This is a genomic window from Mesoflavibacter sp. CH_XMU1422-2 (genome assembly GCF_037029245.1).
Classification (GTDB): domain Bacteria; phylum Bacteroidota; class Bacteroidia; order Flavobacteriales; family Flavobacteriaceae; genus Mesoflavibacter; species Mesoflavibacter zeaxanthinifaciens.
Genome location: NZ_JAYMEE010000062.1, coordinates 74,659 through 100,695 on the forward strand (window position 1 = coordinate 74,659; position 26,037 = coordinate 100,695).

Genomic DNA, 26,037 nt, shown 5'->3' on the forward strand with positions numbered 1-26,037 from the left:
GGTAAATATCAACTTTAGTTGATTTTACCTTATTGTCTGATTATTATTTAATTAACTAAATTGTTTTGAAACGTTTTCAGCTTTTCTACTTTCTGAATAATCGTAAAAACCTTCACCAGATTTCACACCTAATTTACCTGCACGAACCATATTTACTAATAATGGGCAAGGTGCATATTTAGGATTTTTAAATCCGTTGTACATCACTTCTAAAATAGATAAACATACATCAAGACCTATAAAATCTGCTAATTGTAATGGTCCCATTGGATGTGCCATACCTAACTTCATTACGGTATCAATTTCGGTAACACCAGCAACACCATTGTATAACGTTTCGATAGACTCGTTAATCATTGGCATTAAAATACGGTTGGCAACAAAACCAGGATAATCATTAACTTCTACAGGAACTTTACCTAAAGTTTTAGATAATTCCATAATGGTATTTGTAACCTCATCTGTCGTGTTGTAACCTCTAATAATTTCTACTAATTTCATGATTGGTACAGGATTCATAAAATGCATACCAATCACTTTGTCTGGTCTGTTGGTTACAGCAGCAATTTGTGTGATAGAAATAGAAGATGTGTTTGTTGCTAAGATGGTATCTTCTGGACAAACATCACTTAATTGCTTAAAGATTTTAAGTTTTAAATCTACATTTTCGGTAGCTGCTTCTACAACTAAACCAACATTTTTAACGCCATCTTCTGTTGTCGTAAACGTGGTGATATTTGCTAAAGTTTCAGCTTTATCAGCTTCTGTAATTTTTTCTTTAGCGACCATGCGATCTAAATTTTTTGCAATGGTATCCATACCTCTTTTTAAAGAAGCATCGCTAATGTCTATTAAATTAACTTTAAATCCTGATTGGGCAAAGGTATGGGCAATACCGTTACCCATTGTTCCTGCGCCAATAACTGCTACATGTTTCATGTTTGTATGTTGAATTTTATTTCCGCGAAAGCGAAATTTTTAAATTATAAATTAGTTTAAAATTGATCGATAATCATTGTGGCTACACGTAAAGCTTCTGTACCATCGTGTAACGTTACAACTGGTGTTGTATTAGTGTTTATGGCGTTGGCAAAACTTTCCAGCTCGTCTAAAATGGCGTTGTTAGCCGAAATTTCTGGATTGTCAAAATAGATTTGCTTTTTAATACCTTCGGCATTTTGTAAAATCATATCAAAATCGCCAGGTTGTTCTGGTGCGTCTTTCATTTTTACGACTTCACATTTCTTTTCTAAAAAGTCTACCGAAATGTATGCATCACGCTGGAAAAAACGTGTTTTACGCATGTTTTTAAGTGAAATTCTGCTAGCTGTAATATTTGCAACGCAACCGTTAACAAACTCGATACGCGCATTTGCAATATCTGGCGTGTCACTAATTACCGAAACGCCACTTGCAGACACGTTTTTAACTTTAGATTTTACAACGCTTAAAATAACGTCTATATCGTGAATCATTAAGTCTAAAACTACAGGTACGTCTGTACCACGCGGATTAAATTCGGCCAATCGATGTGCCTCAATAAACATTGGGCTATCTAATTGGTCTTTTACTGCTGTAAATGCAGGATTAAAACGCTCTACATGACCAACTTGACCTTTTACACCGTGTTCTGCCACCAAAGTTCTAATAGCTTCGGCTTCTTGTACAGTGTTAGTAATTGGTTTTTCAATAAAGATATGTTTGCCTTTTTTTATGGCTTGTCTAGCGCAGTCAAAGTGAGATAATGTTGGTGTAACAATATCTACAACATCTACAGCGTCTATTAATTGTTCTATAGTTTCAAAATATTTGTAGCCAAATTCAGCTTCTACTTTTTTACCGTTTTCTTGGTCTGCATCGTAAAAACCTACTAATTCAAATTTTTCTGATTGTTTAAGTAGTCTTAAATGAATTTTTCCAAGGTGACCAGCACCTAATACACCAGCTTTAAGCATAGATTATTCTGTTTTTAACAAAAATAAGTTTTTTAAACAGTTTTTTAAATGAATTTGATAATTAAATCTTTGATTTAAGAAGAATTTATAAATTGAAAATTTTTATTTTGAGCTTTAAAATTTTAAAGTAATTTTAGCCTTCTAAACTAGCCCATATTTTGAAAGATACGTTTAAACATAAAGGATTAAGACAGAAACTAGTAGCAGTTTTAAAAGCAAAAGGTATTACTAATAACGATGTTTTAAATGCTATTGGTAAAATACCTAGACACTTATTTATGGATTCTAGTTTTTTGGATCATGCGTATCAAGATAAGGCGTTTCCTATTGCGGCAGATCAAACCATATCGCAGCCTTATACGGTAGCATTTCAAACCGAATTAATGCAAGTAAAACGTGGCGATAAAGTCTTAGAAATTGGTACAGGTAGCGGTTATCAAACTGCTGTGTTATGCGAGCTTGGCGCTAAAGTGTATAGTATAGAAAGACAACACGAATTATTTAAACTAACCAGTCGTTTTTTACCAAAAATAGGCTATCGTGCTAAAAAACTAATTTTTGGTGATGGCTACAAAGGATTGGTAGAAGAAGCACCTTTTGATAGTATTATTGTTACTGCTGGCGCGCCATTTGTGCCAAAACCCTTATTAGCACAACTTAAAATTGATGGTCGTTTAGTGATTCCTGTTGGAGATAACGTACAAACCATGACACTTTTTGTTAGAAAAGGGCAAACCGATTTTGAAAAAACTGAGTTTGGCGAGTTTAGATTTGTACCGCTATTGGAGGATAAGAATTAGTGGTTTGGAAGGTTAGTTTAACGTGTTGGAATCTTAAAAGTAACGAACCAAACTATAGTTATATTACATAAATTTTCGGTTTTACTAATCTAATAAAAAAGCACAAATCTTTTGATTTGCGCTTAGACTTTTATTTTTTAAATACACCGTCTTCCGTAATCATTTCTGTTATGTTTAAAGTTGGTAATATAAATTCATTAAACTTAGTGTTTTCTGTCTTTGAGTGTAAAATTCCTCTTGTTGTGCCAACAGTTATCATTGCTAAGTGTGCCATAAATCCTTTTGGGATTCGCACTTTATCTTTATTGTCAAATTCTTTCCAAAACTCTGATGATATATCAAACTCGCACGAAACTTCGATAATTAAAAAAGGGTTCTGATCCTGCTCAAATTCTATCTTAACTAAAGATATGATAGCAGCATTTTTTGAATCTATCCCAAAGCCGAGATTTGTTTCAATGGTGAAATCATCTTTTTCACTACTATATGAGTCATCAATAATAGCAAATTGCTGAGTATTAATTTTATTAAGTTTAAAACCTATCTTATCCATTAACTACGTTACTATATTCGTTAGATTGGTAATGATTTTTAGTTGTTCTAAAATTGCAATTTATTACGTTGTCAAATTTCTTATAATCCCTTGTAGAAGATTGATTTTTATTAAATATAGATTCGCTTTGAGCAACAATTTCTATCTTAGTTTTATTAAGTCCTAAATCAATAATTTTGATATTAAGAGCTTTTTGAATTTTAGAGATAGTTTCAATATTTAATTTTTCAGTACCCTTTAGTAATTTACTTACATATTGTGGTGAGCAATCTAATACTTCTGCTAATTCTTTTTGATTTTTAGGAAATATTTCTTTTTTCTTATTAGTTCTCAAAACTGAAAGAATTTTTATTGCTATAGAAAATGAAATATCTAACCAATCTTGATTTTCTTGGCGATACTTAGCTTTTTCTAACCAACCAGATTTTTCTTCTGAAATTAGAGTTTTAAATATGTCTAAGTTGTTTTTCATAATTAAAAGAATATTTCTTGAAAACTGTCTGCATCATAAACACCTTGTTCTTTAAGGTAATCTCTGCATTTGTTTATTTTAATCAATTCTTTGTTTGTGTGAGGTTTATGTTGCATTAAGTGCTGATTATCAAATTTGATAGCTCCACCAGTAATTACATAGTTGTTTTCATCAATTTTGATTGCATATAGACGAAGCCACCTATTTCTTGCCTTTTGTTGAGAAAGTTCTTTTGCGGTAAATTCATTATTGTTCAGGTTTTTAAAAAGCTCATTTAATTGATTTGGATTAGAATTTGCTAATTCCAGTAATTTTTCTCTTAAAAAAACGGCTTCACTTTTTACTTTTTCAATTGCTTCTTCTATAGTAATCGAAATCTCATTTTCATTTTCTTCAAAAAAATCACTCAAAAATACTGGGTCTTCCCATTCATCAAATACTCTTTCTAACTCATCTGGTAAGTCGTCATTATATTTGAATGCAAATAAGCATGGTACAAATGTATCAATTATTTTCATTAAATCAACCTGTAGATTTACTTTTTTGTCAAATTTAACTAGTTTTTAGGAAATAGTATTGAGTTTATATTTAAAATAAACAACAAGATATTAACAATTCTACATTTTATTTTCATATGTATTTATCCTATTAAAAAAAGTATAGATAATGCAAGTTTTCAACTCGCCTTATCATTATCAAACGAAGTTAATTGATTTTTTATTCAAAATCAAATCTAGATTTACAGCGCAAGTTCATTTAAAAACTAAACCCAAACAAAAAGGTATCATTAACCAATCCGCTTCCAGAATAAGCGCGCACATAATCTACACGTAAAAATCTAACTTTTCCCCAACCTAAGTTACTTAAACCTATTGAGAACTCGTTGTAAGGCTTGTTTTCTTTAGTTAATGCAGCATTGTAGCCTAATACCAAATTGTAGTTTAATTTATTTATTAAAGGGATTTTATTTAAAATATAGCCTTTAAAGTTGTGCTCTGCATGGATTTCGGCATAGTTGTTATTGGTACTTAAATCGTAATACGGTAAGATTTTAAAACTGTTTATATAATTACCATCCATAACAATATTGGTTTGGTTACCGTTAAAGTGATGATAATCCATAAAAGCAATATTATCTGCATTATTAAATACGCCAGCTTTTAAATAGTAAGTTAAATCTCCTTTGTTACTTAAGTTGACATTTTGATATAATTGCGCTTTAAACAAATCAAAATTGTAGTTGCTAATGCTGCTACCAAATCCTTTTTCGTAACCTAAAAATAAGGTTGGAATTTTACTATTTGGGATGTTATATTTTCCGTTAGGATAACTCAAATAGTTTTGACCAAAATTAATACGTGTGTTTAAATTTAATTTATAAATATGATGATTTGCAAAAGAAGGAATACCGTATGCTGTAGGATCTACTGGATTGTTACTGGTATATACTCTGTCTGCTTTTGGGTACCAAGCTTGATCTGTAGTATTAAAAAGCGATTTTCGGTTATTGTAACTTAAATTAGAGTAGAAGTGAAGCCCATTGACTAACTCTTGACTATAATTTGCTTGTACGTAACTACGGTCGTAAAGCTTTAAATAATTTTTTTCAACCCATAAAGAATACGATGTATTTAATAAAGGCAAACTAGTTAAACTTGGATTAAATTGCTCTACTTTACTACCACCAGAAAGCGATACGAATGCACGATTTTTATTGTTGAATCTATAATTTATAGTTCCCGTGCCTCGTAATCTATCGTCTGCAAAACCATAATTGACATCAGATTTTATGTTGAAATATTTTTCGCTGTCTTTATAACGTTTTGTATAATCTGCGGTTATTGTCCCGTTCCAACCTTGCACAGTATTAAATTGAATTGCTGAAATTGGAGATGAAATTGAAAAACGTTTCTTTTTAAACGAATTTTTATACGTGTAACCGCCTAAAATATCACCAAGTTTAAATTTGTTTTCTGCTTGATCTACCGAATCTAAGTAAGGCTGAGATTCTCTAACCAATTGTATGCTATCTTTTTTAATGTAGTCTTTAACCTCTGCATCTGTAAGTGGTACAGGTCGTTTTTCTTGCCAATATAAGCTGTCTTTTTTGTTGGCGTTATCTTTAAATGAAAGAATCTCACGCGAGAAATTGTTCTTATCTAAGTTAGGATTAAAATCATAGTCGCTGTAAACTGCAGTAAAACGTCCGCTACCATTAAAGCCCATAAAACCAAAGGTAAAATCGAATATTTGAGAAATTTTTCCCCAAACTTTTTCGTCTTCAAAATAAGAAAAGGACTGATTTATTGTAAATAAATCTACAGGTGCAATTTGCGCTTGTTGTCCAGTAATGTTAAGTTCTAAACCAAATAAACTCCATTGGTCTTCTACAATATAAATAAAACCGTCAAAGGTTTTGTCGTTTTTACGCTTTGGTAAAACTTCAATTTTATTGACTAAATGACCAGAATCATCATAAAACGTACCGACTAACTTGTAGTTGTAATAATTAAAGGCGAAGTTTGCAATTGGAGAGACGATTTCGGTTTCAAGACTTATGGTGTTTTCGTAAAAATTAAAGTCGACATCTGTCGCATTATTAAAACTAAAACCATTGCTGTTACCACTAACTTTAGATGCTGTAATGGTTTCTTTTAGAGGTTTTGGCGATAATTTTTCTAGTTTAGAAATGGTTTCAGAAAGATAGATAATACCACTTCTGGTCGAGTCTAAGCTACCTTCAAGATCGCCAATTTCTTGACCAAAAATCTTTTCTGGTGCATCTTTTAGTTGTAATAATCCTCTGGAATAAAAGTCAGCAGTATACGTATTGTATTTTTCTAGATTTTCTTTTCTTTTGGCGATTGTGTTTCTAATAATTTGTATTGCAGGATCTTCTTTTGCATCAAGCAAAACTTCGTCTAAACTAATATCTTCGTCTTCTAAAACAGCGTCTAACGTAAAAGGAAAACTGTTGATAATCACAGTCTTTTTTAATGTTTTAAATCCTAAATATTGAAACACTACAGTGTAATTTCCTGTGTTTTTAATATCTAATTGGTAATAACCGTCGTTGTTTGTGGTTGTGCCTTTACGTGTGTTTTCAACAAAAATATTGACTACCGCAAGTGGTTGGTTTTCTTTAGACGTTACAGTTCCTACAACTTGTGCAGAAAGTTTAATACAAAATAATAGGAGTAAAAGAAGTAAAGATTTTTTCATTATGTTGGTTTTATAGTATAGACGCAATTTTTACCTTAATGGTTGCCTATATAAAAACCAAACTTAATTTTTTTTGAGAAACAATTTAAAAATCAGTGTCTTAAATTAATTATAAATTTTCTTGATACGATCTAGATTACGCTTGTTATCACGGTCTTTTATAGTTTCTCTTTTATCGTAAAGCTTTTTACCTTTAGCTAAGGCTATATCTAGCTTTGCAAGACCTCTTTCGTTGATAAATAAACGTAGTGGAATGATAGTTAAACCAGACGTATTAACTTCTTTTTCTAACTTTTTAAGCTCACGTCTGTTAAGTAATAATTTACGCTCTGCTTTAGGTTTGTGGTTATAATAATTACCAAAAACATACTCTTGTATGGTCATATTGATTACAAATAATTCGCCACGGTCATTAAACTCGCAAAAGCTTTCGGCAATAGAAGCTTTGCTGTCTCTAATGGATTTAATTTCGGTACCAGTTAGGACAATTCCAGCAGTGTATTTGTCTAAAATTTCATATTGAAATTTAGCTTTTTTATTAAGTATGTTTATTTTCTTTTGCATTAGGGCAAAGTTACTAATTATATTATTGAATGCTTAACAAATAATCTGTTTTAGATTGATTTTTTATGGTAACTATATAAAGGTTTCCATTAACAGAGTCGTTTATATTTTGATATTTTTCTTCATTTAAAACTTTATTGACAAACGAAAGAGTTGTATTGCTGTGTCCAACCACTAAAACGGTTTTTCCTTTAGTATTATTAATAAACTCTTTACTGTACAACTCATTAGGCTTGTAAAACTGAATGGGAATATTTTGTTTATTGGCAGTTGGCTGAGCTGTTTGTATAGTTCTGTTATAATTAGTTGAATATATTTTGTCTAATGTAATGTGCTTAAAAACGTTACTCCATTTTTTAGCTCTTTTGTGACCTTCAATAGTTAAATTAGGGTTTTTATTTGAAGGATTAGAGCGATCTTTTTCTGCGTGTCTTATAAAATAATAAGAAGTGGTTTTAACTGTATTCTTTTCTTTTGATTCTGATGTTTGTTGACAAGAAAAAAAAGTTAAGGTTATTAATAGGAATAAAAAATGTCTCATGTTTTATTTAGGCTAGTTCTAAAGCAATTTCAATCATTTCAGAAAACGTAGTTTCGCGTTCTTCGCTAGTTGTTCTTTCTCCTGTAACTAAAGAATCAGAAATGGTTAAGATTGTAAGCGCATTAACTTTATGTTTTGCTGCTACAGTATATAAGCCTGCAGTTTCCATTTCTACACAAAGTAACCCGAATTTTGACCATTTTTTATACGATTCAAAATCGTCTGCATAAAATTCGTCACTAGTAAAAATATTTCCTGCTTTAATAGGAATATTTTTGGCTCTAGCTACGTTAACAGCTTTTTCAAATAATTCAAAATTAGCTGTAGGTGCATAATCTGCGCCACCAAAACGTAGCTCGTTTAATCCAGAATTAGAAGATGCCGCCATAGCAATAACAATGTCTCTAATTTTTACATGTTCTTGATAGGATCCAGCGCTACCAACTCTTATTAGGTTTTTAACGCCGTATTCTGTAATAAGCTCGTGTGCATAAATAGAAATACTAGGTACGCCCATACCTGTTCCCATAACAGATATTTTATTGCCTTTATAAGTGCCAGTGTAGCCAAACATGTTTCTTACACGGTTAAAGCAAACTGGGTTTTCAAGAAAAGTTTCTGCAATCCATTTAGCACGTAAAGGATCACCAGGAAGTAATATGGTTTCTGCTATTTCGCCTTTTTTGGCTTCTATATGTACGCTCATTTTTTTTAGTTAAAAGTATTTAAAGTGTCTAAAATATTTAGAGTTGTGATTAATAATTACCTTCTTCGGCTTTTTGACCTGTAACAATTGCAATGCCGTTAGATGTTCCGATACGCTCTGCACCAGCTTCTATGTAGGCTTTTGCGGTTTCGGTATCTCTAATTCCGCCAGAAGCTTTAATTTTTACATTGCATTTTTGGGCAACACTTTTCATTATTTCAACGTCATGTATTGTTGCGCCACCAGTACCAAAACCAGTAGATGTTTTGATAAAATCTGCTCCAGAGTTAATGGCTAACTCACTAGCCTTTATAATTTCAATTTCTTCTAAATAACAAGTTTCTAAAATGACTTTTAGTATGTTATTTGGCATAACTTGTTTTACAGCTTCTATGTCTTGCCAAACGGCATCAAATTTTTTACTTTTTAAGAAACCAACGTTAATTACCATATCAATTTCATCTGCACCATCTTTTAGGGCTTGTTTGGTTTCTTCAACTTTTGCTTTTGTACTCATAGCGCCTAACGGAAAGCCTATGACGCTACATACTTTAACATCTGAGTTGTTTAATTGAGTTTTAGCTAAACTAACATAGCAACTATTAACACAAACGGAGAAAAATTTGTGCTTTTTTGCTTCGTCGCATAGGTTAATAATATCTTGCTCTGTAGCTGTAGCTTTTAGAAGTGTGTGGTCTATATATGTGTTTAAAGAATTCATGTAAATTAATATTATGATATAAAGTTATATAAATTTTACACAGAATAATAATCTAATGGATGTTCATTTTTAAGATGTAGTAAAAACTTTTGAAAAGCATGATAAAAGTCAGTTTTTAAGCTCTAAGACTGCTATAAATTTGTGTCAGTAACTAAAACAAATATTACGACATGAAAAAAATATTATTACCATTTGTATTAATTTTATTAATATCTTTTAATCTAAAAGCGCAAGAAAAATTAGAAACTAATGACAGTTATACTAAATTTCAAGTAAGACTTAGAGCTATAGCAGTGGTACCTAATGAATCTGCATCTATTGACGTTATAGGAGGTGACGCAACCATTACTAATGATTATGTACCAGAATTAGACTTAACTTATTTTTTTACTGAAAATATTGCAGCAGAGTTAATTTTAGGAACTACACAACATGACGTTAAAGCTGTTTCTACAGTTGTTGGAGATATTCCTTTGGGAGATGTAAGATTACTACCACCTACATTAACATTACAATATCATTTTTTAGGAGAACAAATAAAACCTTATGTTGGAGCAGGTATTAATTATACCTTATTTTACGACGAAAATTCGGGACCTATTGCAGATAAAGTTACTTATGATAATGCTTTAGGTTTTGCTTTTCAGTTAGGTTTTGATTTTAAAATTACAGATAAGTGGTTTTTTAATGTGGATGCAAAATACTTATTATTAAATACTGATGTAACTGTTGATGCGACATCAGCTTTAGGAGCTACAGTAGATGCAGATGTTGATATTAATCCTTTTATAGCAGGAGTTGGTATTGGATATAAATTATTTTAATTATAAAAAAAGTAAATTTTGGTATTAAATTATTATTTTAAGAGTTAGTTAGTTTAACCAAAATTTTCGAAAAGCCACTTTGAAAAAAGTGGCTTTTTTTGATACTATAATATCACTACAAATGCTAAATACTAGTAATTATTTTTAAACAATTTTTTCTACCCAATTAATAGCATCTGTTAGATTATTAAAAATTTCAAAAGGCTTATTAAAAAATTGTTTTTCAAACTCAGCGCTTTGTCTCATTTTTAAATCATTTGGTATAACAGCGATAGCAACTAAATTAGACATTTTTTCAACTTCTTTGTAAACTAAAGGGTTAACAGAATAAGATGTTACTCTGTTAGAAATGTATACCATTTTCTTGTTTTTAAAATGTTCTTCTAGAATTAATTTTAATTCTTCCGTTTCCTCTAAATCAATCTTTACACCTTCTTTTACTTGTTTAATTAAAAAATCATCAAAAACAAAAACTTCGGCGTGACTGATATTGTAATAGTTGATAATGCCCATATTGTTTTGATTTGTAATAAGTTACTTGCTTATTAAGGTACAAAATAATATGTTACTATTGTGTTAAAAAAAAAGCAACGCGCCACTTGTAAGAAAAGTATTGCGTTGCTTTTTCAACTAACCAACCAATTATGAAAACGGTCTAAACTTTATAATATTATATGTCTTTTTAGTATTAACAGAACTTTATGAAATTATAATTCGTCTTCAACTAAATCGCCTTGATTTCTAAATACAAGTTCACCGTCAAACGCATCTAGTAAAATGATACTATCTGTATTTATTTTTCCAGCTAAAATCTCTTTACTTAATTGATTTAATACTTCTTTTTGTATTACTCGTTTTACTGGTCTTGCTCCATATTCCGGATTATAACCTTTTTCTGCTAAGTATTCTATCGCTTCTGGTGTAGCGTCAAAAGTTATTCCTTGATTAGCAATCATTTTAGTTACACTTTTTAATTGTAATCCTACAATTTGTGTAATGTTGTCTTGTGTTAAAGGTGTAAACATTATTGTATCGTCTATACGGTTTAAAAACTCTGGACGTACCGTTTGTTTTAGTAATCCTAACACATCTACTTTTGCAGCTTCCATAGCAGATTCTACATCTTTGGTAGCTTCAAAACGTTCTTGTATAATGTGACTTCCCATGTTTGAAGTCATGATTATAATGGTGTTTTTAAAGTCAGCCATCCTACCTTTATTGTCAGTTAAATGACCTTCGTCTAAAACTTGTAATAGAATATTGAACGTATCCGGATGTGCTTTTTCAATTTCGTCTAACAATACCACTGAATAAGGTTTACGTCTTACTGCTTCGGTTAATTGTCCTCCTTCGTCATAGCCAACATATCCTGGAGGCGCACCAACTAATCTACTAACGGCATGACGTTCTTGATACTCGCTCATATCTATTCTTGTCATTGCGTTTTCGTCATCAAAAAGATACTCGGCTAATGCTTTTGCCAATTCGGTTTTACCAACACCTGTTGTTCCTAAAAATAGGAATGTACCAATTGGTTTTTGTTGGTTTTGTAAACCTGCTCGACTACGTCTAACCGCATCACTTACTGCTTCTATAGCTTCGTCTTGACCAACAACACGTTTATGAAGCTCGTCTTCAAGTTTTAAAAGCTTTTCGCGTTCGCTTTGAAGCATTTTTGTAACAGGAATACCTGTCCATTTTGCAACAACTTCCGCAATATCATCATAATTAACTTCTTCTTTAATTAAGCTATGTTCTGATTGCGATTGTAAGTCTTTTTGAAGGCTTTCCAGTTTTTCTTGAGCTTCTTTTATTTTACCATATCTAAGCTCGGCTACTTTACCATAGTTACCTTCTCGTTCTGCACGTTCGGCTTCAAGTTTAAAGTTTTCAATATCTTGTTTTGTGTTTTGGATATTGTCTACAACTTCTTTTTCGCTTTTCCATTTGGCGTTAATCTCGTTACGTTCTTCTTTAAGATTAGCAAGATCACTTCTTAAAGATTTCAGTTTTACTTCATCTTTTTCGCGCTTAATGGCTTCAATCTCAATTTCTAACTGCATTATTTTTCTGTCTAAAACATCAAGTTCTTCTGGTTTAGAATTGATCTCCATACGTAGTTTTGAAGCTGCTTCGTCCATTAAATCGATAGCTTTATCTGGTAAAAATCTGTTGGTAATATAACGTTGTGATAACTCTACAGCGCCAATAATAGCTTCGTCTTTAATACGTACTTTATGATGCGTTTCGTATTTTTCTTTAATACCTCTAAGTATAGAAATGGCGCTTTCTGTATCTGGCTCGTCTACCATTACTTTTTGAAAACGACGTTCTAAAGCTTTGTCTTTTTCGAAGTATTTTTGATACTCGTCAAGTGTTGTTGCACCAATAGATCTTAACTCACCACGTGCTAATGCAGGTTTTAGGATGTTTGCTGCATCCATTGCACCTTGCCCGCCACCAGCACCAACAAGCGTATGGATTTCGTCTATGAAAAGTACAATATCACCTTCGCTAGTGGTTACTTCTTTGATTACTGCTTTAAGACGCTCTTCAAATTCACCTTTAAATTTAGCACCTGCAATAAGTGCACCCATGTCTAGAGCAAAAATTTGCTTTTCTTTTAAGTTTTCTGGTACATCGCCATCTACAATACGATGTGCTAAACCTTCGGCAATAGCGGTTTTACCAGTGCCAGGTTCACCTACCAAAATAGGGTTGTTTTTGGTACGACGCGATAAAATTTGTAAAATACGTCTTATCTCTTCGTCACGACCAATTACTGGATCAAGCTTACCATCTTTAGCTAATTGATTTAGGTTTTTTGCGTACTTGTTTAAAGAATTATAAGTATCTTCTTGACTTTGAGACGTTACACGATCACCTTTTCTAAGCTCTTCTATAGCAGCTTTTAGACCTTTTTCTGTCACGCTTTGGTCTTTAAGCATTTGAGCAATCTTGCTATTAGATTTTAAGATAGCTAAGATTAAATGCTCTACAGACACAAAGTCGTCTTTCATGTTTTTTGCAATGATAGACGCTTCGTTTAGTGTTTTTCCAGCTTCGCGAGATAACATTAGATCTGCGCCAGAGACTTTTGCAAAACTTTCTAGTTGTTTGTCCAAAGCTTGTTTTAGTACAGTTGTGTTAACATTTAGTTTTTTTAATAAGAATGGTAACACGTTTTCATCAACTTCTAAGATACCTTTAAAAAGGTGTTCGTTTTCTATTTGTTGATGACCATAACTTTGCGCAATTTGTTGCGATTGTTGTATGGCTTCTTGCGATTTTATTGTATAATTGTTTAAGTTCATTTTTTTAAAATTTAGCAATGTTTGATTGCTTTATTTCAATTATCTTACCAATAGTATTTTAACGACAAAATGTCTGTTATCTACTGGTTTTTAGTGACTTTTAGTCAGTTTGTAAGTTTTAAAAATGAAGTCGACTTACTATCTAAATTTAACTTTCGCTTTAGCGGAAAAACAAAGTATACAATATGTTTGGAAAACTTTTTGGAAGTAATAAAACGCCTAAGGAAGAGAAAGTGCTTCCTTGGCAAAACTTAACAAGTATAGAGCAATTAGATGAAATAGAATTATCATCTAAAGGAAAAACGCAGCTGATATTTAAACATTCTACAAGATGTGGAATTAGTAGAATGGTATTAAATCAATTTACTGAAGCTTTTGATTTAGATTTAAATGCAGATTTATATTATTTAGATTTGTTAAATTATAGAGATGTATCTAATGAGGTTGGTTACAAATTTCAAGTAATACACCAATCACCACAATTACTAATTATTAAAAATGGAGTAGTGGTTGCTCATGCTAGTCACGGTGCAATAAATGATTTAGATTTAAGTACCTTTATATAAAATTAATTTTATGAAAAAAGTAGCGCTTTTAATTACTGTTGTTAGTTTTTTGTTTAGTTGTGAAACTAAACAGAATAATGAGCCTAAACCTTCTAGTCATTTGGAGGCTATGAAATGGACAGGAAAAGTTAACGACTCTTTAATAGAAGGTAGTTCTTATTTATCGGTATATTCTCAAATTTACAGTACTACAGAGCATAAAACACAAGATTTGACCGCTACCGTTAGCATAAGAAACACAAATAGAACTGATACAATTTATATTAATAGCGCAGACTATTTTAATACAAAAGGCGACTTAATAAGACATTATATAAAACAACCAATTTTTATAAAGCCTATGCAAACCATAGAAATTGTTATAGATGAAAATGATATTGAAGGTGGTACAGGAGCTAATTTTATTTTTGATTGGTCTGTAAAAAAGCTTACAAATGTACCATATTTTGAAGCTATTATGATATCTACTTCAGGACAACAAGGTTTATCGTTTACTACAAAAGGAGTTGATTTAAATTAAAAAAAATGAAAAAAAGTAAACAAGGTGTTTTTTTATTAGTTTTAATTTTATCAATGATGAATTGTAAAAGTAGTAAAATTGAATCAATTTATTTTAAAAACAGAACTCCTCAAAATATTAAGAATAAATTAAAAACAAATGGATTTTATTATCTTTCTACTAAAGAAAATGTTCGTTTGTCGTCTTACTTAGATTATGGAATTGAGGGGTTAAAATATGGTAAAAAGTACACTGTAAATGGTATTAAAGCGTTATCTTTTTATGAAGATGGAATAATATTTATGAGTGATGGAGTTTTAGATGGAATAACTAAAAATTCATTTAAGGATAAATGCAATGTAAAATATGATAATTCAACAGATACAGCTTTAAGGTTTTTTAATTGTTTTATTAATAAAAAAGGAAATAATTTAAAGATTAAAAATAAAAAAGTAGGTTATTGGATATATGGAGATTCAATAAAAATTCAATATGAATTTTACAATAACATGAAGTTTTATTTGGCTGAAAAAAAGGGTTTTATAATAAATGATACTCTATTTAAGTTTGTAAGTTATATTGATAACAAAACTCATAAAAGAGAAGTAATAAATGAAATATATAAATTTAAAAAAAGAAATTAAAAAAACTCCCAATTAAGGGAGTTTTTCAGTTTATGAGAATGTCATTTGTTTTATAATACTTTTTAATTTCTGCTTTAAGTCTTCATTTGTATCATAAACCATCTGTTCATTTGTTGGAAATGGTACAGCTCTATTACCTAGCAACCTTTTATCATCATCACTTAAAGCACGTCTATCTCCTCTAAATCTTCCATAGAAGTTTTCAAAAATAAATTCTGAATCTATAGGAAAACTCTCTAACACCTGATTCTGTTTTAAGTCAGTAAATACAACTTGACCTATAACTTGAGTCGATTTTACTTGCTGTACTTCAGATAATCTAGCTAATACTCTAACTATTTTATCTTGTTTTATATCATTTCCAGAACTATCTTTAGCAACATTTCCGTTTTCATCTAAAACATATTCCCAACCATCTACAATTTCTGCTTCTCTAACATATTCTTTTTCATAAACATGTTCTGGAGAGATATTTATACGTTTAAGCTGCAATTGCATCGCATAATCATAATTAATTTCTGCAGACGCATTAGCATGATATAAAGTCCAAAAATTATCATTTAAGCCATAAGTATCAAAGTCTAATAATTCTTCTTCTAATCTAGTAGGTACAATTTGGTTTGTTTCGTTTATAACAGAAACTATTACAAAGTCTGTCCCTATAAAATGAGCTTGATCCATTAAAGATCTAACATCTTTAAAATTAGGATTGATGCGCTCTATATCTTCTAGTAGTCCGTAAGCTTCTCTTGCATTGTATTTATCTGAACTGCTTAATAATTGTCTTGCTTGACTATATTTATAGTCAGAAACTTTAGATTTATAATCTATAATATCAGACGTATAATTATTAAATTTAAATTTAATTGTTTTGCCATTTATTTGAAGCGGTAATATATTTTTTATAGAGTTTTGTCTACTATCTAAACGTGTGTAAAGATTGTAAATAGTCTCATAATACTCTGGATTACCATCTTGTTTTAGTTGGTTAATTCTGTAATGATTATCCTCTACAACTTTATAATAAGCGTCTCTTAACATAAGCACATAATCTTGTTTACGCTTAGCATTCTTATTAGTTTCAAGCTTTTTTAATGCATTATTAATTGCTTGATCGTAGTTACCAGTGTTTAGCTGTTTTTCGATTTGTTTTCTTCCCACACAAGATGATAGTGCCAGAAAAAGTACTGTAATAATTGTAAAGTTTTTCATCTTCTTTGGGTTTTAAGGGTTATTAGGTTAAGTATTTTCAAGATGCGTGCCAAAACTAAAAATAAAACCCTTTAGATAGTCTAAAGGGTTTAATTTTATAAAAAAAAGATGTTGTTTATCTATTTATTTTTTTTAGGTTCAAAAACAGGTAATAGTTTTGTTTTTACTTCACCAAAACCAATGCGTGTTCCGTCTTTTTCGCAATAACCACGCATAATTACAGTATCATTGTCATTTATAAACTTACGCTCGGTACCATCTGCCATTTTTAAAGGCTTTTCTCCGCGCCATGATAATTCTAGCATTGATCCGTAACTGTCTGGAGTAGAACCAGAAATTGTACCACTTCCCATCATGTCTCCAGAATTAACAGGACATCCATTTACGGTGTGATGCGCTAATTGTTGAGACATGCTCCAATACATATATTTAAAGTTAGATTTACTAACTACTTTTTCTTTAGCTTTTTCTGGTTGGATTGCAACCTCTAAGTTAATATCATAACTTTTTTGTCCTTTTTGTTGTAAGTATGGAAGTTGCTTTTTTAAAGGTTTAGGTCCGTCTGTTTTAAATGGTTGTAATGCATCTAATGTCACTATCCAAGGAGAAATTGAAGAGGCAAAGTTTTTTGCTAAGAAAGGACCTAATGGTACATATTCCCATTTTTGAATATCACGTGCAGACCAATCATTAAATAAGACTAATCCAAAGATGTATTCTTCAGCTTCATCTACAGGAATTGGTTCTCCTAAATCGTTAGCATCAGTAGTGATAAACGCCATTTCTAATTCAAAATCTACTAATTTACTTGGACCAAAAACAGGCTCTTCAGCACCAGCAGGTAAAGTTTGTCCTTGTGGTCTGTGTACTGGTATTCCTGAAGGAATGATAGAACTGCTTCTACCATGATAACCAACAGGTATGTGTAACCAGTTTGGTAACAAAGCGTTATCTGGATCTCTAAACATAGTACCAACATTTGTAGCATGTTCTATGCTAGAATAAAAGTCTGTATAATCACCAACTTGAACAGGTAATTGCATTTCAATTTCATCTAATCTAAATAATACAATTTCCTTGTGTTTTACATTGTTTTTTAATGTGTTGTTTTCAGCATCAAAAATTTCAGCAATTCTATTTCTTACAGCGCGCCATGTGTTGCGTCCATCTGCAATAAAATCGTTTAAAGTGTCTTGTAAGAAAATATCGTCAGTTAATGGGATACCGTCAAAATAACCTAATTGATGTAAAGCGCCTAAATCTATTGCAGTATCACCAATACGTGTTCCGATGGTAATTATATCATCTCTGGTTAAAAAAACGCCAAAAGGTATGTTCTGTATAGGGAAATCTGAATTTTTATCGACGTGTAACCACGATTTTCTATCCGGATTGTTAGCTGTTAAAGGCATAAATATTTGTTGATTTGTTGTTTATAAATTCTAAGTAAATATATGTTTTTTGAATTATTTACAAGACATATTTCTTATTTTTGATAAATTTTTAACGAGTAACAAAAATTATGCAACGCGACGAACAAATATTTGAATTAATTGAAGCAGAAAAAGACAGACAGTTACACGGTATAGAGCTTATTGCTTCCGAAAACTTTGTAAGCGACCAAGTTATGGAAGCTGCTGGATCTGTACTAACTAATAAATACGCCGAAGGTTATCCCGGTAAACGTTATTATGGTGGATGTGAAGTAGTAGATGAGGTAGAACAAATTGCAATAGACCGTGCTAAAGCATTGTTTGGTGCAGACTATGCTAACGTACAACCACATTCTGGTAGCCAAGCTAATACAGCAGTTTACCATGCGTGTTTAAAACCAGGTGATAAAATTTTAGGTTTTGATTTATCTCATGGAGGACATTTAACACACGGATCTCCAGTAAATTTTTCTGGTAAATTATACAATCCTGTATTTTATGGAGTAGAAGAGGAGACAGGTATTTTAAATTACGATAATATACAAGAGATTGCTACCAAAGAAAAACCTCAATTAATCATTGCTGGTGCTTCTGCTTACTCTAGGGATATAGATTTTAAGCGTTTTCGTGAAATAGCAGATAGCGTAGGCGCTATTTTATTAGCAGATATTTCTCACCCATCTGGATTAATTGCTAAAGGTATTTTAAACGATCCAATGCCACATTGCCATATCGTAACTACAACGACACATAAAACATTACGTGGTCCAAGAGGCGGAATGATTTTAATGGGTAAAGATTTTGAAAATCCGTTTGGTATAACACTTAAAAACGGAAAACCACGTATGATGTCTTCTTTATTAGACTCTGGTGTGTTCCCAGGTAATCAAGGTGGACCATTAGAGCATATTATTGCAGCTAAAGCAATTGCTTTTGGTGAAGCGTTAAGTGATGACTTTTTACACTACATGTTACAGGTAAAGAAAAACGCAGCAGCTATGGCAAAAGCGTTTGTAGACCGTGGATATAACATTATTTCTGGAGGAACAGATAACCACATGATGTTAATAGATTTACGTAACAAAAATATTACAGGTAAAGATGCAGAACAAGCGTTGGTAAAAGCAGATATTACCGTAAACAAAAACATGGTGCCTTTTGACGATAAAAGTCCGTTTGTAACCTCAGGAATTAGAGTTGGTACACCAGCTATAACCACAAGAGGCTTAAAAGAAGGCGATATGGAAGCGATAGTAAATCTTATAGACGAAGTGATTACAAATTACGAAGACGAAGATAAACTAGATGCTATTGCTGTAAAAGTAAATGCAATGATGAGTGATTTACCATTATTTGCATAAATAGATAATTTCGCTTTCGCGGAAAGAAAAAGCTCACTGAAAAAGTGAGCTTTTTTTTATGACTTATATTTTAGAATAAAATTATATATCGAAATAGTTATTTTTCTTGCATAGTAACTTTCTGAAATCATATCCCAAGTAATTTCTCCTGAATCTACTTTAGAAGCAAAATATGTAGCAAATTTCAATTTATATCTACTATTTAAAGTTTTATTATTATCTGATATTTTAGGAAGATTAATGTTTTTTCTTTTACTAATTCTTTGATTTAAAAATTTCCCTAAACCAATATCTTTATAATCTTTTGTATGGATATTATTTACTTTTTCAACGACATCTTTATCTTGTTTTAAAATATCAATTAATATTTTTTTCAAAATTTTAAACGAAATTAAATTTTCAATTTCTAAAACCTTTGTAGTTTGATATTCCATATTATCATATTTTTTAGCAATAGATCTCAAATGATTATGTTTTTTTCTTTTGTTCTCTCCATCTTTGTCTGCTAACAAGAAAATTCTATTTGAAAGCGCAAATGCGGAAATTTGATTTTCGATGTCATTAGAATTTGTAGCTTCTGTTTCATCAGAAAATAAGTAATGAGATAAATTACTGCCAGCATATTCAAAAAAAGAGTAATCAACATCTTCTTTAAAAAGTAAAGGTTTTTTTAATGATTTTAAATATGCTTTTAGGAAAGAAGATATATATAATCGATCTGTTATTCCTTCTATCCAAATACTACAATTGGCCATAAATACAGAAGAGTTATTTACGCCTAGTTCCATTAATAATTGGCTATCTTTTGGCTTGACATTTCTAATTAAGAACTTATGTTCTTTTGCTTTATTACCTATAATTTTAGAGAAAGAATAAATAGACACATCATTTTTTGGAATTGTTAAATCTAAAAAGTGATTTGAATGTGTGGTAATGAAAAATTTAAGATCCTTCTTTTTAATTTCTGGATTTGTTAATATTTGTTGTAAAAACAATCTTTGCATACCAGGGTGTAAGTTTAATTCAGGTTCATCTATAAAAATCCAAGATTTTTCTTGAGCAGTAAATATTGGAAACATCAAAAGGATTATAGCTTGTATTCCGTCACCTAAATTATGTATTTCTAAGTCTTCATCATCGATATAAAAACTTAGATGATTGTCTTCTTCTAAAGCAACAATATCAATTTCTTTATCATTAAAAAAATTTTTCTTTAAAAACAACTCAAATTTTTCGAATGACTTTCTGATTTCTCTCTTAGAGTTTCTTACATTTTTTACTTTACTGTACATATCCAAACCAGTAAAGATTTGAATTTTTTTATGTTGATTTTCAAAATCTGTAACACTATCTAAATCAAAATATGTAGAAATAATTGTTTCTTGAAATATTGTTGATCTTGGTCCTGGATTTTGTATCAATGATATTAAAGATTTGACACTTCTTCTGGTTGGGATAAAAATTTTTTCAGGATTTATCTCAATTATTGGGTTATTAATTATATTTTCAAATGAAAGTATAATCTCATTTATGGTTTTTAAGAAAACAACCTCTTCTATGCTTGAAAAATTACTAATTGATATAGTAAGACCTAAAAAATTAAATGATGAATTTCGATTTTTGAATCCTTTAGATATAAACCTTTCTACTATTAAAAACACTCCTGTTATTTCTTTTATTCTATCATAAAAATTTTTTTGGTTATCTTTTTTTATTTCTATGTTGAATGTTGATAGAAATAGAATAATTTCTTCTATGAATTTTTTATTAAAAGTCTGTATTTTTTGATTGTTATTGTTTTTATCAAATCCAGCGTGTAAATATTGTAATTCTTTTTCAAGTTGATTAAGTTTGATATTTGGGTGATGTGAAAATGAGAGATAAGAATAATCGTTAATAGACTCATTAATTTTTTCTAAATTATTAAAAATACTCACTATTTCTTTTTCAAATACACTTGATAGGAGTTGCTCTCTTTTTTTTAGTAAGGCTCTCATAAACCTACTTTTACCAGAATTATTAGCACCAATAAAAACATTAACAGTAGATGTGTCTTTTAAGTAATTTAGTTTTTTTTCATTCCAGTTAGAGATATAATTAGTGTTAAGTAGTTCTTTAGGTAAATCTTGAGATAAAAGTATATTCATATTTTGTAATTGAAATTTTATTCAAATTACAAAAGAGCTATTAAAAATTATAAAAAAAGGGATTAAAGGTATTAACTTTTAGATGTAATACTTTTTAACTTTAAATTACTCAAAAACAACATGCTGATAAGCACCTAAATCTGGACTTGCTGTACGATTAACACCTAAAATGTCATTTGGTACTTGCGTAGCAAACGTAGCATTACCTTGACCATTTGCTACAGGGTTTTCGCCAATAATTAAATCGTTTTCAAAAGGTGCTCTAAAATTAGGATCTTCATTAAAAATGATGTTTTCGTAATGGTTGATGTTGTTGAAATCGTAATTATCACCATCAAAATTTCCACTAGAATTATCAAATCGTAATAAACAGTTGGTTAATTTAAAATTAAAAACTACGCTTGCGTCTTCAATTTCATCTACAATTAATTCTGGATTATCATTACCGTAAATAATACAGTTGTTAAAATTGGCTTCGGTTAAATCTGCAATTGTTGCAGAGTTATCTGCGTTAATTACAAAGTTGTTAATTAGTAACGCAGGAAATTGTCTAAAACTGCTATCCCAATAATTAGCAATGGTACTGTGTGTAACGTTATATTTTCCACCTAAAGTGGCGCCAAAACTAGCTTGACCAGAATTGTTGATAACTAAATTTTCGGCGTTTATTGATGTGTTTCTACCTAAAATACCAAAGGTACTAGAGTTATAAATCTGCGAATTGGTAATGGTTAATTTATTAATTGGCGTGTCTGTATTTGGGTTAGCATCTGATAAAATACCAACGGTACCATTTTTTATAGTCGCGTAATTTATAATATTATTTTGGCTGTCTTCAAATAACCAAATAGTTCCCCATTGTCCTGGTACATCACTATAAATTGGCTCTAAACGGTCGCCTTCAAAAATAACTTCGTTTTCTAAAAGATCTTCGTCATTACTTAACGCACCATTTACATTTAAAGAGGCATTTTCTTGAACAATCAACCCAGAATTGGCGTGAAAATGGACACGTGCACCAGCTTCTACAGTTAAGGTTTCGCCAGCTGGTACCGCTGCGTAACCGTAAATAACGTAGGGTTTTTGGTTGGTAAAGGTTAATTCTTCAGGCAACAACTCGCGACCTTGCAAATCGGTCTCAACTGGTTGCCCATCAACAGTTAGAGTTAAGGTTTCTATAATTTGAGTGGTTTCATCTCTATCAGGATAAATAAAAACAGCGTCTTTGATTAAGGTGACTAAATCTACGTCTTGCTGCAAATTGCCTGCGTCAAAAAGGATTTTGTCGGTGTATAAAAATTCAAAATCTGTTGCCATATGATTTTGAATATCTTCGGTAATTTCTATAAAAACAAACATGCTGTCTTTTGCTAAAATTTCGACATTATCAAAGTTTTTTCCAGCCATTCCGTCTACGTTTAATCGGTAACCAGATGTTTCTCCATTTTCTAGTCTAATATTTGGAACGTAAATGTCTTCATCTGAATTGTTATACACTTTTAAAGTGTAAGTGCTTGAGCCAATGTTAGTAAAAACAGTGTCTAAATACACAGTGTCCTTAGAGAAACCTAAAGTACCATTGCTTGGTTGAAAGTCAAAATCTTTACGACAAGAACTCCATGTTAAAATGAAAATAAAAAGTGCAGTAAAATAGAGTAGGCGCTTCATATAATTAGCAGTTATCCTTTTAATAGTTGACTAAAATATAACTTTTTTAAAGGCTATTTAGTATGTGTGTTTAAAATTATTAAAATCTATTATAGAATTTCTTGAAAACCGTCAATTCGAGTTGTTTTTACGATTGAAAATGAAAAAAAGCTGTATAGAGAACAGAATCTTCTAATTCAAATAAGTTCTCGATACAGTTTTTCGTACCTCAAAACCACTCGAACTGACGCTTAATTATTATTTTGAAATCAAAATGAACAACAGGTTTAAACTGACAAAAATTAATTCATGCTTTAAATTAAAATAGGTCGATAATTTCTTGTGGAATTCGGTTTGGTTTTAAAGTTTTACTATTCATAAAACACCATTTGGTTTCAGAATAGGCGCAAAGTTTTTTATCCACTAAAATTTCGACAATACGTATAGAAAATAAACCTTCACAAGATTTTACATAGGTTTTTAGTGTTGCTGTTTCTCCTAAAAGAATTTGATGTTTATACTCAATGTTGTGAGATAACATAACCCAAAAATACTGGTCTAAAACAGTTGTTGATACTTCGGTTTCCCAATGCGAAATAGCAATATCATTAACCCATTTTACATATCTAATGTTATTAACGTGGTTATTTTGGTCTAAATCCTCTTTTGTAACTAGTATTTGTTTTTGATGAATTTTCATAACGCTAAAATTAGTCTTTCTCTTTATAAGCTTTAACTATAGCGTTAAATTCTTTTGCAGATTGCACTAAATATTCGATTAAATACACTTCTTTTTCTGGTTGTAATAGCTTACTATCTATATAGGAAGCTTCTATGTATTGAATAAATAAATCCTGTTGATGATTTTGTATTTTTAATGTGTTTTTGAAGAAGAATTGATCTAGTGTTTTAGAGTTTTCAAAGTTTGAAATTAACTCTTCGTAAGTAGCATATTGTATAGGTTGTTGTTTGTTTTTATTTTTAAAAAGTTTGCCAATCATACTAAAGACTTGTATAAAATCTATACCACCATCATTTAATTTTCCGTATAAATGCGGATTGTTTTTAATATCTTCTAATATTTGATTATGTAAATTAGTTTCTACTTCTTCTATAGTTGCTAATTTAGGCAAGTGTTTTTCTTTTAAAACAACTTCTTCTAATTCGTTATTAATTTTTTTTAATTCGATTACAAATGTATCATTTGTATGCGAAGCATTAATAATTAAAGTTTGTTCGTGATAAAAGATAGAACTAAAATGTAATGTGTCATTAACTTTTGCTGGAATAGTAAATTGTCCTTTTTTATTAGAAACCGTAAACTTCTTTGTATTGAGGTTTACAATCTTAATATTTTCTATTGCAGCAATAGAGTCGTAAACTATTCCATTTACTTTTTGAGCATTAGCAAAAAAACAAGTAAAGAGCGTTAGTATGAAAGCAAAATACCTCAATAGACTTTAGGTTAGTTAGTCCAACAAAAATAGAATTATTGCTTAGTCAATTTTAAAAATTATAAAACTTTAACGCTTTGTTTTTAAATGTTTAACAGTGTTTTATTGAATGATTTTTACTTCAAATAATTTGTCCCAACGCTTACCAGTTAAGAAAAAAGTTTTGGTTTCTGGGTTGTAGGCTATACCGTTAAGCGTATTTTCGTCTATAGAAAAATTGTCTATTTGATCTGTTAATATTTTGCAGTCTATTACAGCATCTACAGCACCGTTTTTAGGATTAATTACAGCAATACCTTTACGTTGCCAAATGTTTGCATAGATTTTATTATTAGCCCATTCTATTTCATTTAAACGACCAATTTTTCCTTTAGCTGTACATACTTGGATATGGTCAGTTTCTACCAAAGTTTCAGGGTTTATAGTCCAAATCAAACTAGTACCATCGCTTTTGTAAAGCTGTTTACCGTCATTACAAAATCCCCAACCTTCTTTACTTTTTCCGTAATTAAAACTTCCCGTTTTTTCTAAAGTTTCTGCATTGTAGGTAAATCCTTTTTTTGCCATCCATGTTAAATGGTAAACTTTGTTGTCTAAAACAGTTAGACCTTCCCCAAAAAAAGCATCAGGAATACTTATTTCTTGTAAAACATCACCAGTTTTATAGTCAATTTTTCTAATTTTAGACTCACCACGTTGTCCTGTACTTTCATATAAAACGCCATTATTAAACTCTAATCCTTGAGTAAAAGATGTTTTATCATGTGGATAGGTGTTTAATATTTCAACTTTATAAAATTTAGGGTTTTTATCATTTAATATTGAAATAACTTCGGTTACCTCAACAGTTTTATCATCAAATTTTACAGAAGCTGTAATGGTATGTTCACCTAATTTAAAATCGGATAGTGGTTGATTTTTAGAAATTGATTTACCGTCTAAAGAAAATTCTACCGAAGAAATTTCAATATTTTTCGGATTAATAAGAGCGACTTCTAGCGTTTTATCAATGCTAATTGTGCTGTTTTCTGTATTAGTTTTTATAGATAAACTCTTTTTTAGGGTTTTTACGTCTTCACCACAAGCCGTTAATAAAACGGTTAAAATTATGATTGTAAGCTGTTTAAGTGTATTCATTTTAAAAAGAAATTATTCAGCAAGTTATTTATTAAAATTCATTATAAAAAATCATTGTGAAAAAATTAAAAGTGTGTATCTTTGCAGCCGGCAAGTCCTACACAACCAGCTCCTGCTGAATCCTCCAGGTCGGGAACGAAGCAAAGGTACGCGGTCGTAGCGGTGTGATGTAGGTAGCTTGCCTTTTTTTGTACCCAAAACTTAACGTTTTAGAGTTAAGATTTTTTAAATTCGCTTTACTTTTATTTCAAAATTCAAAACTTAT

25 protein-coding genes and 1 other RNA gene are annotated in these 26,037 nt (G+C 30.6%); 7 read left to right on the forward strand and 19 right to left on the reverse strand.

Annotation, left to right across the window (positions count from 1 at the left end):
• Positions 1–51: 51 nt before the first annotated feature.
• Together WA340_RS09655 and WA340_RS09660 are read right to left on the reverse strand one after the other, a co-directional pair.
• Positions 52–939, reverse strand: a complete 888-nt coding sequence (locus WA340_RS09655) for a 3-hydroxybutyryl-CoA dehydrogenase (protein WP_106688939.1) — start codon at positions 937–939, stop codon at positions 52–54.
• A gap of 56 nt (positions 940–995) precedes the next feature.
• Positions 996–1,955: a Gfo/Idh/MocA family protein gene (locus WA340_RS09660; RefSeq protein WP_027878770.1), complete on the reverse strand. Its 960-nt coding sequence runs from the start codon at positions 1,953–1,955 to the stop codon at positions 996–998.
• A gap of 158 nt (positions 1,956–2,113) precedes the next feature.
• On the opposite strand from WA340_RS09660, the gene WA340_RS09665 reads away from it, so the two are divergent.
• The gene (locus WA340_RS09665; RefSeq protein WP_223076930.1) at positions 2,114–2,755 is read left to right on the forward strand and encodes a protein-L-isoaspartate(D-aspartate) O-methyltransferase; all 642 of its coding nucleotides are present in this window, start codon (positions 2,114–2,116) and stop codon (positions 2,753–2,755) included.
• 130 nt (positions 2,756–2,885) lie between these two features.
• On the opposite strand, the gene WA340_RS09670 is transcribed toward WA340_RS09665, so the two are convergent.
• From WA340_RS09670 to deoC, 8 genes are all read right to left on the reverse strand, one after another.
• Positions 2,886–3,308 carry a hypothetical protein gene (locus tag WA340_RS09670; RefSeq protein ID WP_336128755.1) on the reverse strand — a complete coding sequence of 141 codons (423 nt, stop codon included), beginning with the start codon at positions 3,306–3,308 and terminating at the stop codon, positions 2,886–2,888.
• A complete protein-coding gene (locus WA340_RS09675) occupies positions 3,301–3,780 on the reverse strand; it encodes a helix-turn-helix domain-containing protein (protein WP_336128756.1) in 480 nt (159 codons plus the stop codon). The genes WA340_RS09670 and WA340_RS09675 overlap by 8 nt, the downstream gene beginning before the upstream one ends.
• A gap of 2 nt (positions 3,781–3,782) precedes the next feature.
• Positions 3,783–4,298 (reverse strand): hypothetical protein, encoded by a 516-nt coding sequence (locus tag WA340_RS09680; RefSeq protein WP_336128758.1) that lies wholly within the window; start codon positions 4,296–4,298, stop codon positions 3,783–3,785.
• A gap of 238 nt (positions 4,299–4,536) precedes the next feature.
• Positions 4,537–7,002: a DUF5686 and carboxypeptidase regulatory-like domain-containing protein gene (locus WA340_RS09685; protein WP_336128759.1), complete on the reverse strand. Its 2,466-nt coding sequence runs from the start codon at positions 7,000–7,002 to the stop codon at positions 4,537–4,539.
• Between the two features lie 105 nt (positions 7,003–7,107).
• Positions 7,108–7,566: an SsrA-binding protein SmpB gene (gene smpB / locus WA340_RS09690; protein ID WP_027878774.1), complete on the reverse strand. Its 459-nt coding sequence runs from the start codon at positions 7,564–7,566 to the stop codon at positions 7,108–7,110.
• A 22-nt stretch (positions 7,567–7,588) separates the two neighbouring features.
• Complete coding sequence (locus WA340_RS09695; RefSeq protein ID WP_336128761.1) at positions 7,589–8,107, reverse strand: SixA phosphatase family protein; 519 nt, start codon at positions 8,105–8,107, stop codon at positions 7,589–7,591.
• A 7-nt stretch (positions 8,108–8,114) separates the two neighbouring features.
• A complete protein-coding gene (deoD, locus tag WA340_RS09700) occupies positions 8,115–8,813 on the reverse strand; it encodes a purine-nucleoside phosphorylase (protein ID WP_106678180.1) in 699 nt (232 codons plus the stop codon).
• A gap of 49 nt (positions 8,814–8,862) precedes the next feature.
• The gene (gene deoC / locus WA340_RS09705; RefSeq protein WP_336128763.1) at positions 8,863–9,534 is read right to left on the reverse strand and encodes a deoxyribose-phosphate aldolase; all 672 of its coding nucleotides are present in this window, start codon (positions 9,532–9,534) and stop codon (positions 8,863–8,865) included.
• Between the two features lie 170 nt (positions 9,535–9,704).
• On the opposite strand from deoC, the gene WA340_RS09710 reads away from it, so the two are divergent.
• Positions 9,705–10,358 carry an OmpW/AlkL family protein gene (locus WA340_RS09710; protein WP_336128765.1) on the forward strand — a complete coding sequence of 218 codons (654 nt, stop codon included), beginning with the start codon at positions 9,705–9,707 and terminating at the stop codon, positions 10,356–10,358.
• Between the two features lie 144 nt (positions 10,359–10,502).
• Here the strand turns inward: WA340_RS09710 and WA340_RS09715 are convergent, their stop codons facing one another.
• Positions 10,503–10,871 carry a hypothetical protein gene (locus WA340_RS09715; RefSeq protein WP_336128766.1) on the reverse strand — a complete coding sequence of 123 codons (369 nt, stop codon included), beginning with the start codon at positions 10,869–10,871 and terminating at the stop codon, positions 10,503–10,505.
• Positions 10,872–11,065: 194 nt separating this feature from the next.
• Positions 11,066–13,672: an ATP-dependent chaperone ClpB gene (clpB, locus tag WA340_RS09720; protein ID WP_336128768.1), complete on the reverse strand. Its 2,607-nt coding sequence runs from the start codon at positions 13,670–13,672 to the stop codon at positions 11,066–11,068.
• Between the two features lie 185 nt (positions 13,673–13,857).
• On the opposite strand from clpB, the gene ytxJ reads away from it, so the two are divergent.
• From ytxJ to WA340_RS09735, 3 genes are read left to right on the forward strand one after another with little or no spacing between them, the layout of a single operon-like run.
• On the forward strand, positions 13,858–14,238 hold the full coding sequence (gene ytxJ / locus WA340_RS09725) for a bacillithiol system redox-active protein YtxJ (RefSeq protein WP_336128770.1): 381 nt from the start codon (positions 13,858–13,860) through the stop codon (positions 14,236–14,238).
• Positions 14,239–14,248: 10 nt separating this feature from the next.
• Positions 14,249–14,758 (forward strand): DUF3124 domain-containing protein, encoded by a 510-nt coding sequence (locus tag WA340_RS09730; protein WP_336128772.1) that lies wholly within the window; start codon positions 14,249–14,251, stop codon positions 14,756–14,758.
• A 5-nt stretch (positions 14,759–14,763) separates the two neighbouring features.
• Positions 14,764–15,381, forward strand: coding sequence for a hypothetical protein (locus WA340_RS09735; protein ID WP_336128774.1), 618 nt, complete (start codon positions 14,764–14,766; stop codon positions 15,379–15,381).
• Between the two features lie 30 nt (positions 15,382–15,411).
• Here WA340_RS09735 and WA340_RS09740 read toward each other — a convergent pair whose 3' ends face one another.
• Positions 15,412–16,593: a hypothetical protein gene (locus tag WA340_RS09740; RefSeq protein WP_336128775.1), complete on the reverse strand. Its 1,182-nt coding sequence runs from the start codon at positions 16,591–16,593 to the stop codon at positions 15,412–15,414.
• Positions 16,594–16,712: 119 nt separating this feature from the next.
• A complete protein-coding gene (gene fahA / locus WA340_RS09745) occupies positions 16,713–18,005 on the reverse strand; it encodes a fumarylacetoacetase (protein WP_336128776.1) in 1,293 nt (430 codons plus the stop codon).
• A 110-nt stretch (positions 18,006–18,115) separates the two neighbouring features.
• Between fahA and glyA the strand changes: the two genes are divergently transcribed.
• Positions 18,116–19,387, forward strand: coding sequence for a serine hydroxymethyltransferase (gene glyA, locus WA340_RS09750; RefSeq protein WP_336128777.1), 1,272 nt, complete (start codon positions 18,116–18,118; stop codon positions 19,385–19,387).
• A gap of 56 nt (positions 19,388–19,443) precedes the next feature.
• On the opposite strand, the gene WA340_RS09755 is transcribed toward glyA, so the two are convergent.
• The 5 genes from WA340_RS09755 to WA340_RS09775 form a co-directional block, all read right to left on the reverse strand.
• On the reverse strand, positions 19,444–21,534 hold the full coding sequence (locus tag WA340_RS09755) for an AAA family ATPase (RefSeq protein ID WP_336128778.1): 2,091 nt from the start codon (positions 21,532–21,534) through the stop codon (positions 19,444–19,446).
• Between the two features lie 105 nt (positions 21,535–21,639).
• A complete protein-coding gene (locus WA340_RS09760) occupies positions 21,640–23,202 on the reverse strand; it encodes a hypothetical protein (RefSeq protein ID WP_336128780.1) in 1,563 nt (520 codons plus the stop codon).
• A 298-nt stretch (positions 23,203–23,500) separates the two neighbouring features.
• Positions 23,501–23,881 (reverse strand): acyl-CoA thioesterase, encoded by a 381-nt coding sequence (locus WA340_RS09765; RefSeq protein ID WP_336128781.1) that lies wholly within the window; start codon positions 23,879–23,881, stop codon positions 23,501–23,503.
• Positions 23,882–23,891: 10 nt separating this feature from the next.
• Complete coding sequence (locus WA340_RS09770; RefSeq protein ID WP_304144603.1) at positions 23,892–24,635, reverse strand: carboxypeptidase-like regulatory domain-containing protein; 744 nt, start codon at positions 24,633–24,635, stop codon at positions 23,892–23,894.
• Between the two features lie 102 nt (positions 24,636–24,737).
• On the reverse strand, positions 24,738–25,772 hold the full coding sequence (locus WA340_RS09775) for a glutaminyl-peptide cyclotransferase (RefSeq protein WP_336128784.1): 1,035 nt from the start codon (positions 25,770–25,772) through the stop codon (positions 24,738–24,740).
• A gap of 88 nt (positions 25,773–25,860) precedes the next feature.
• Between WA340_RS09775 and ffs the strand changes: the two genes are divergently transcribed.
• An RNA gene (gene ffs / locus WA340_RS09780) (signal recognition particle sRNA small type) lies at positions 25,861–25,959 on the forward strand.
• Positions 25,960–26,037 lie beyond the last annotated feature (78 nt).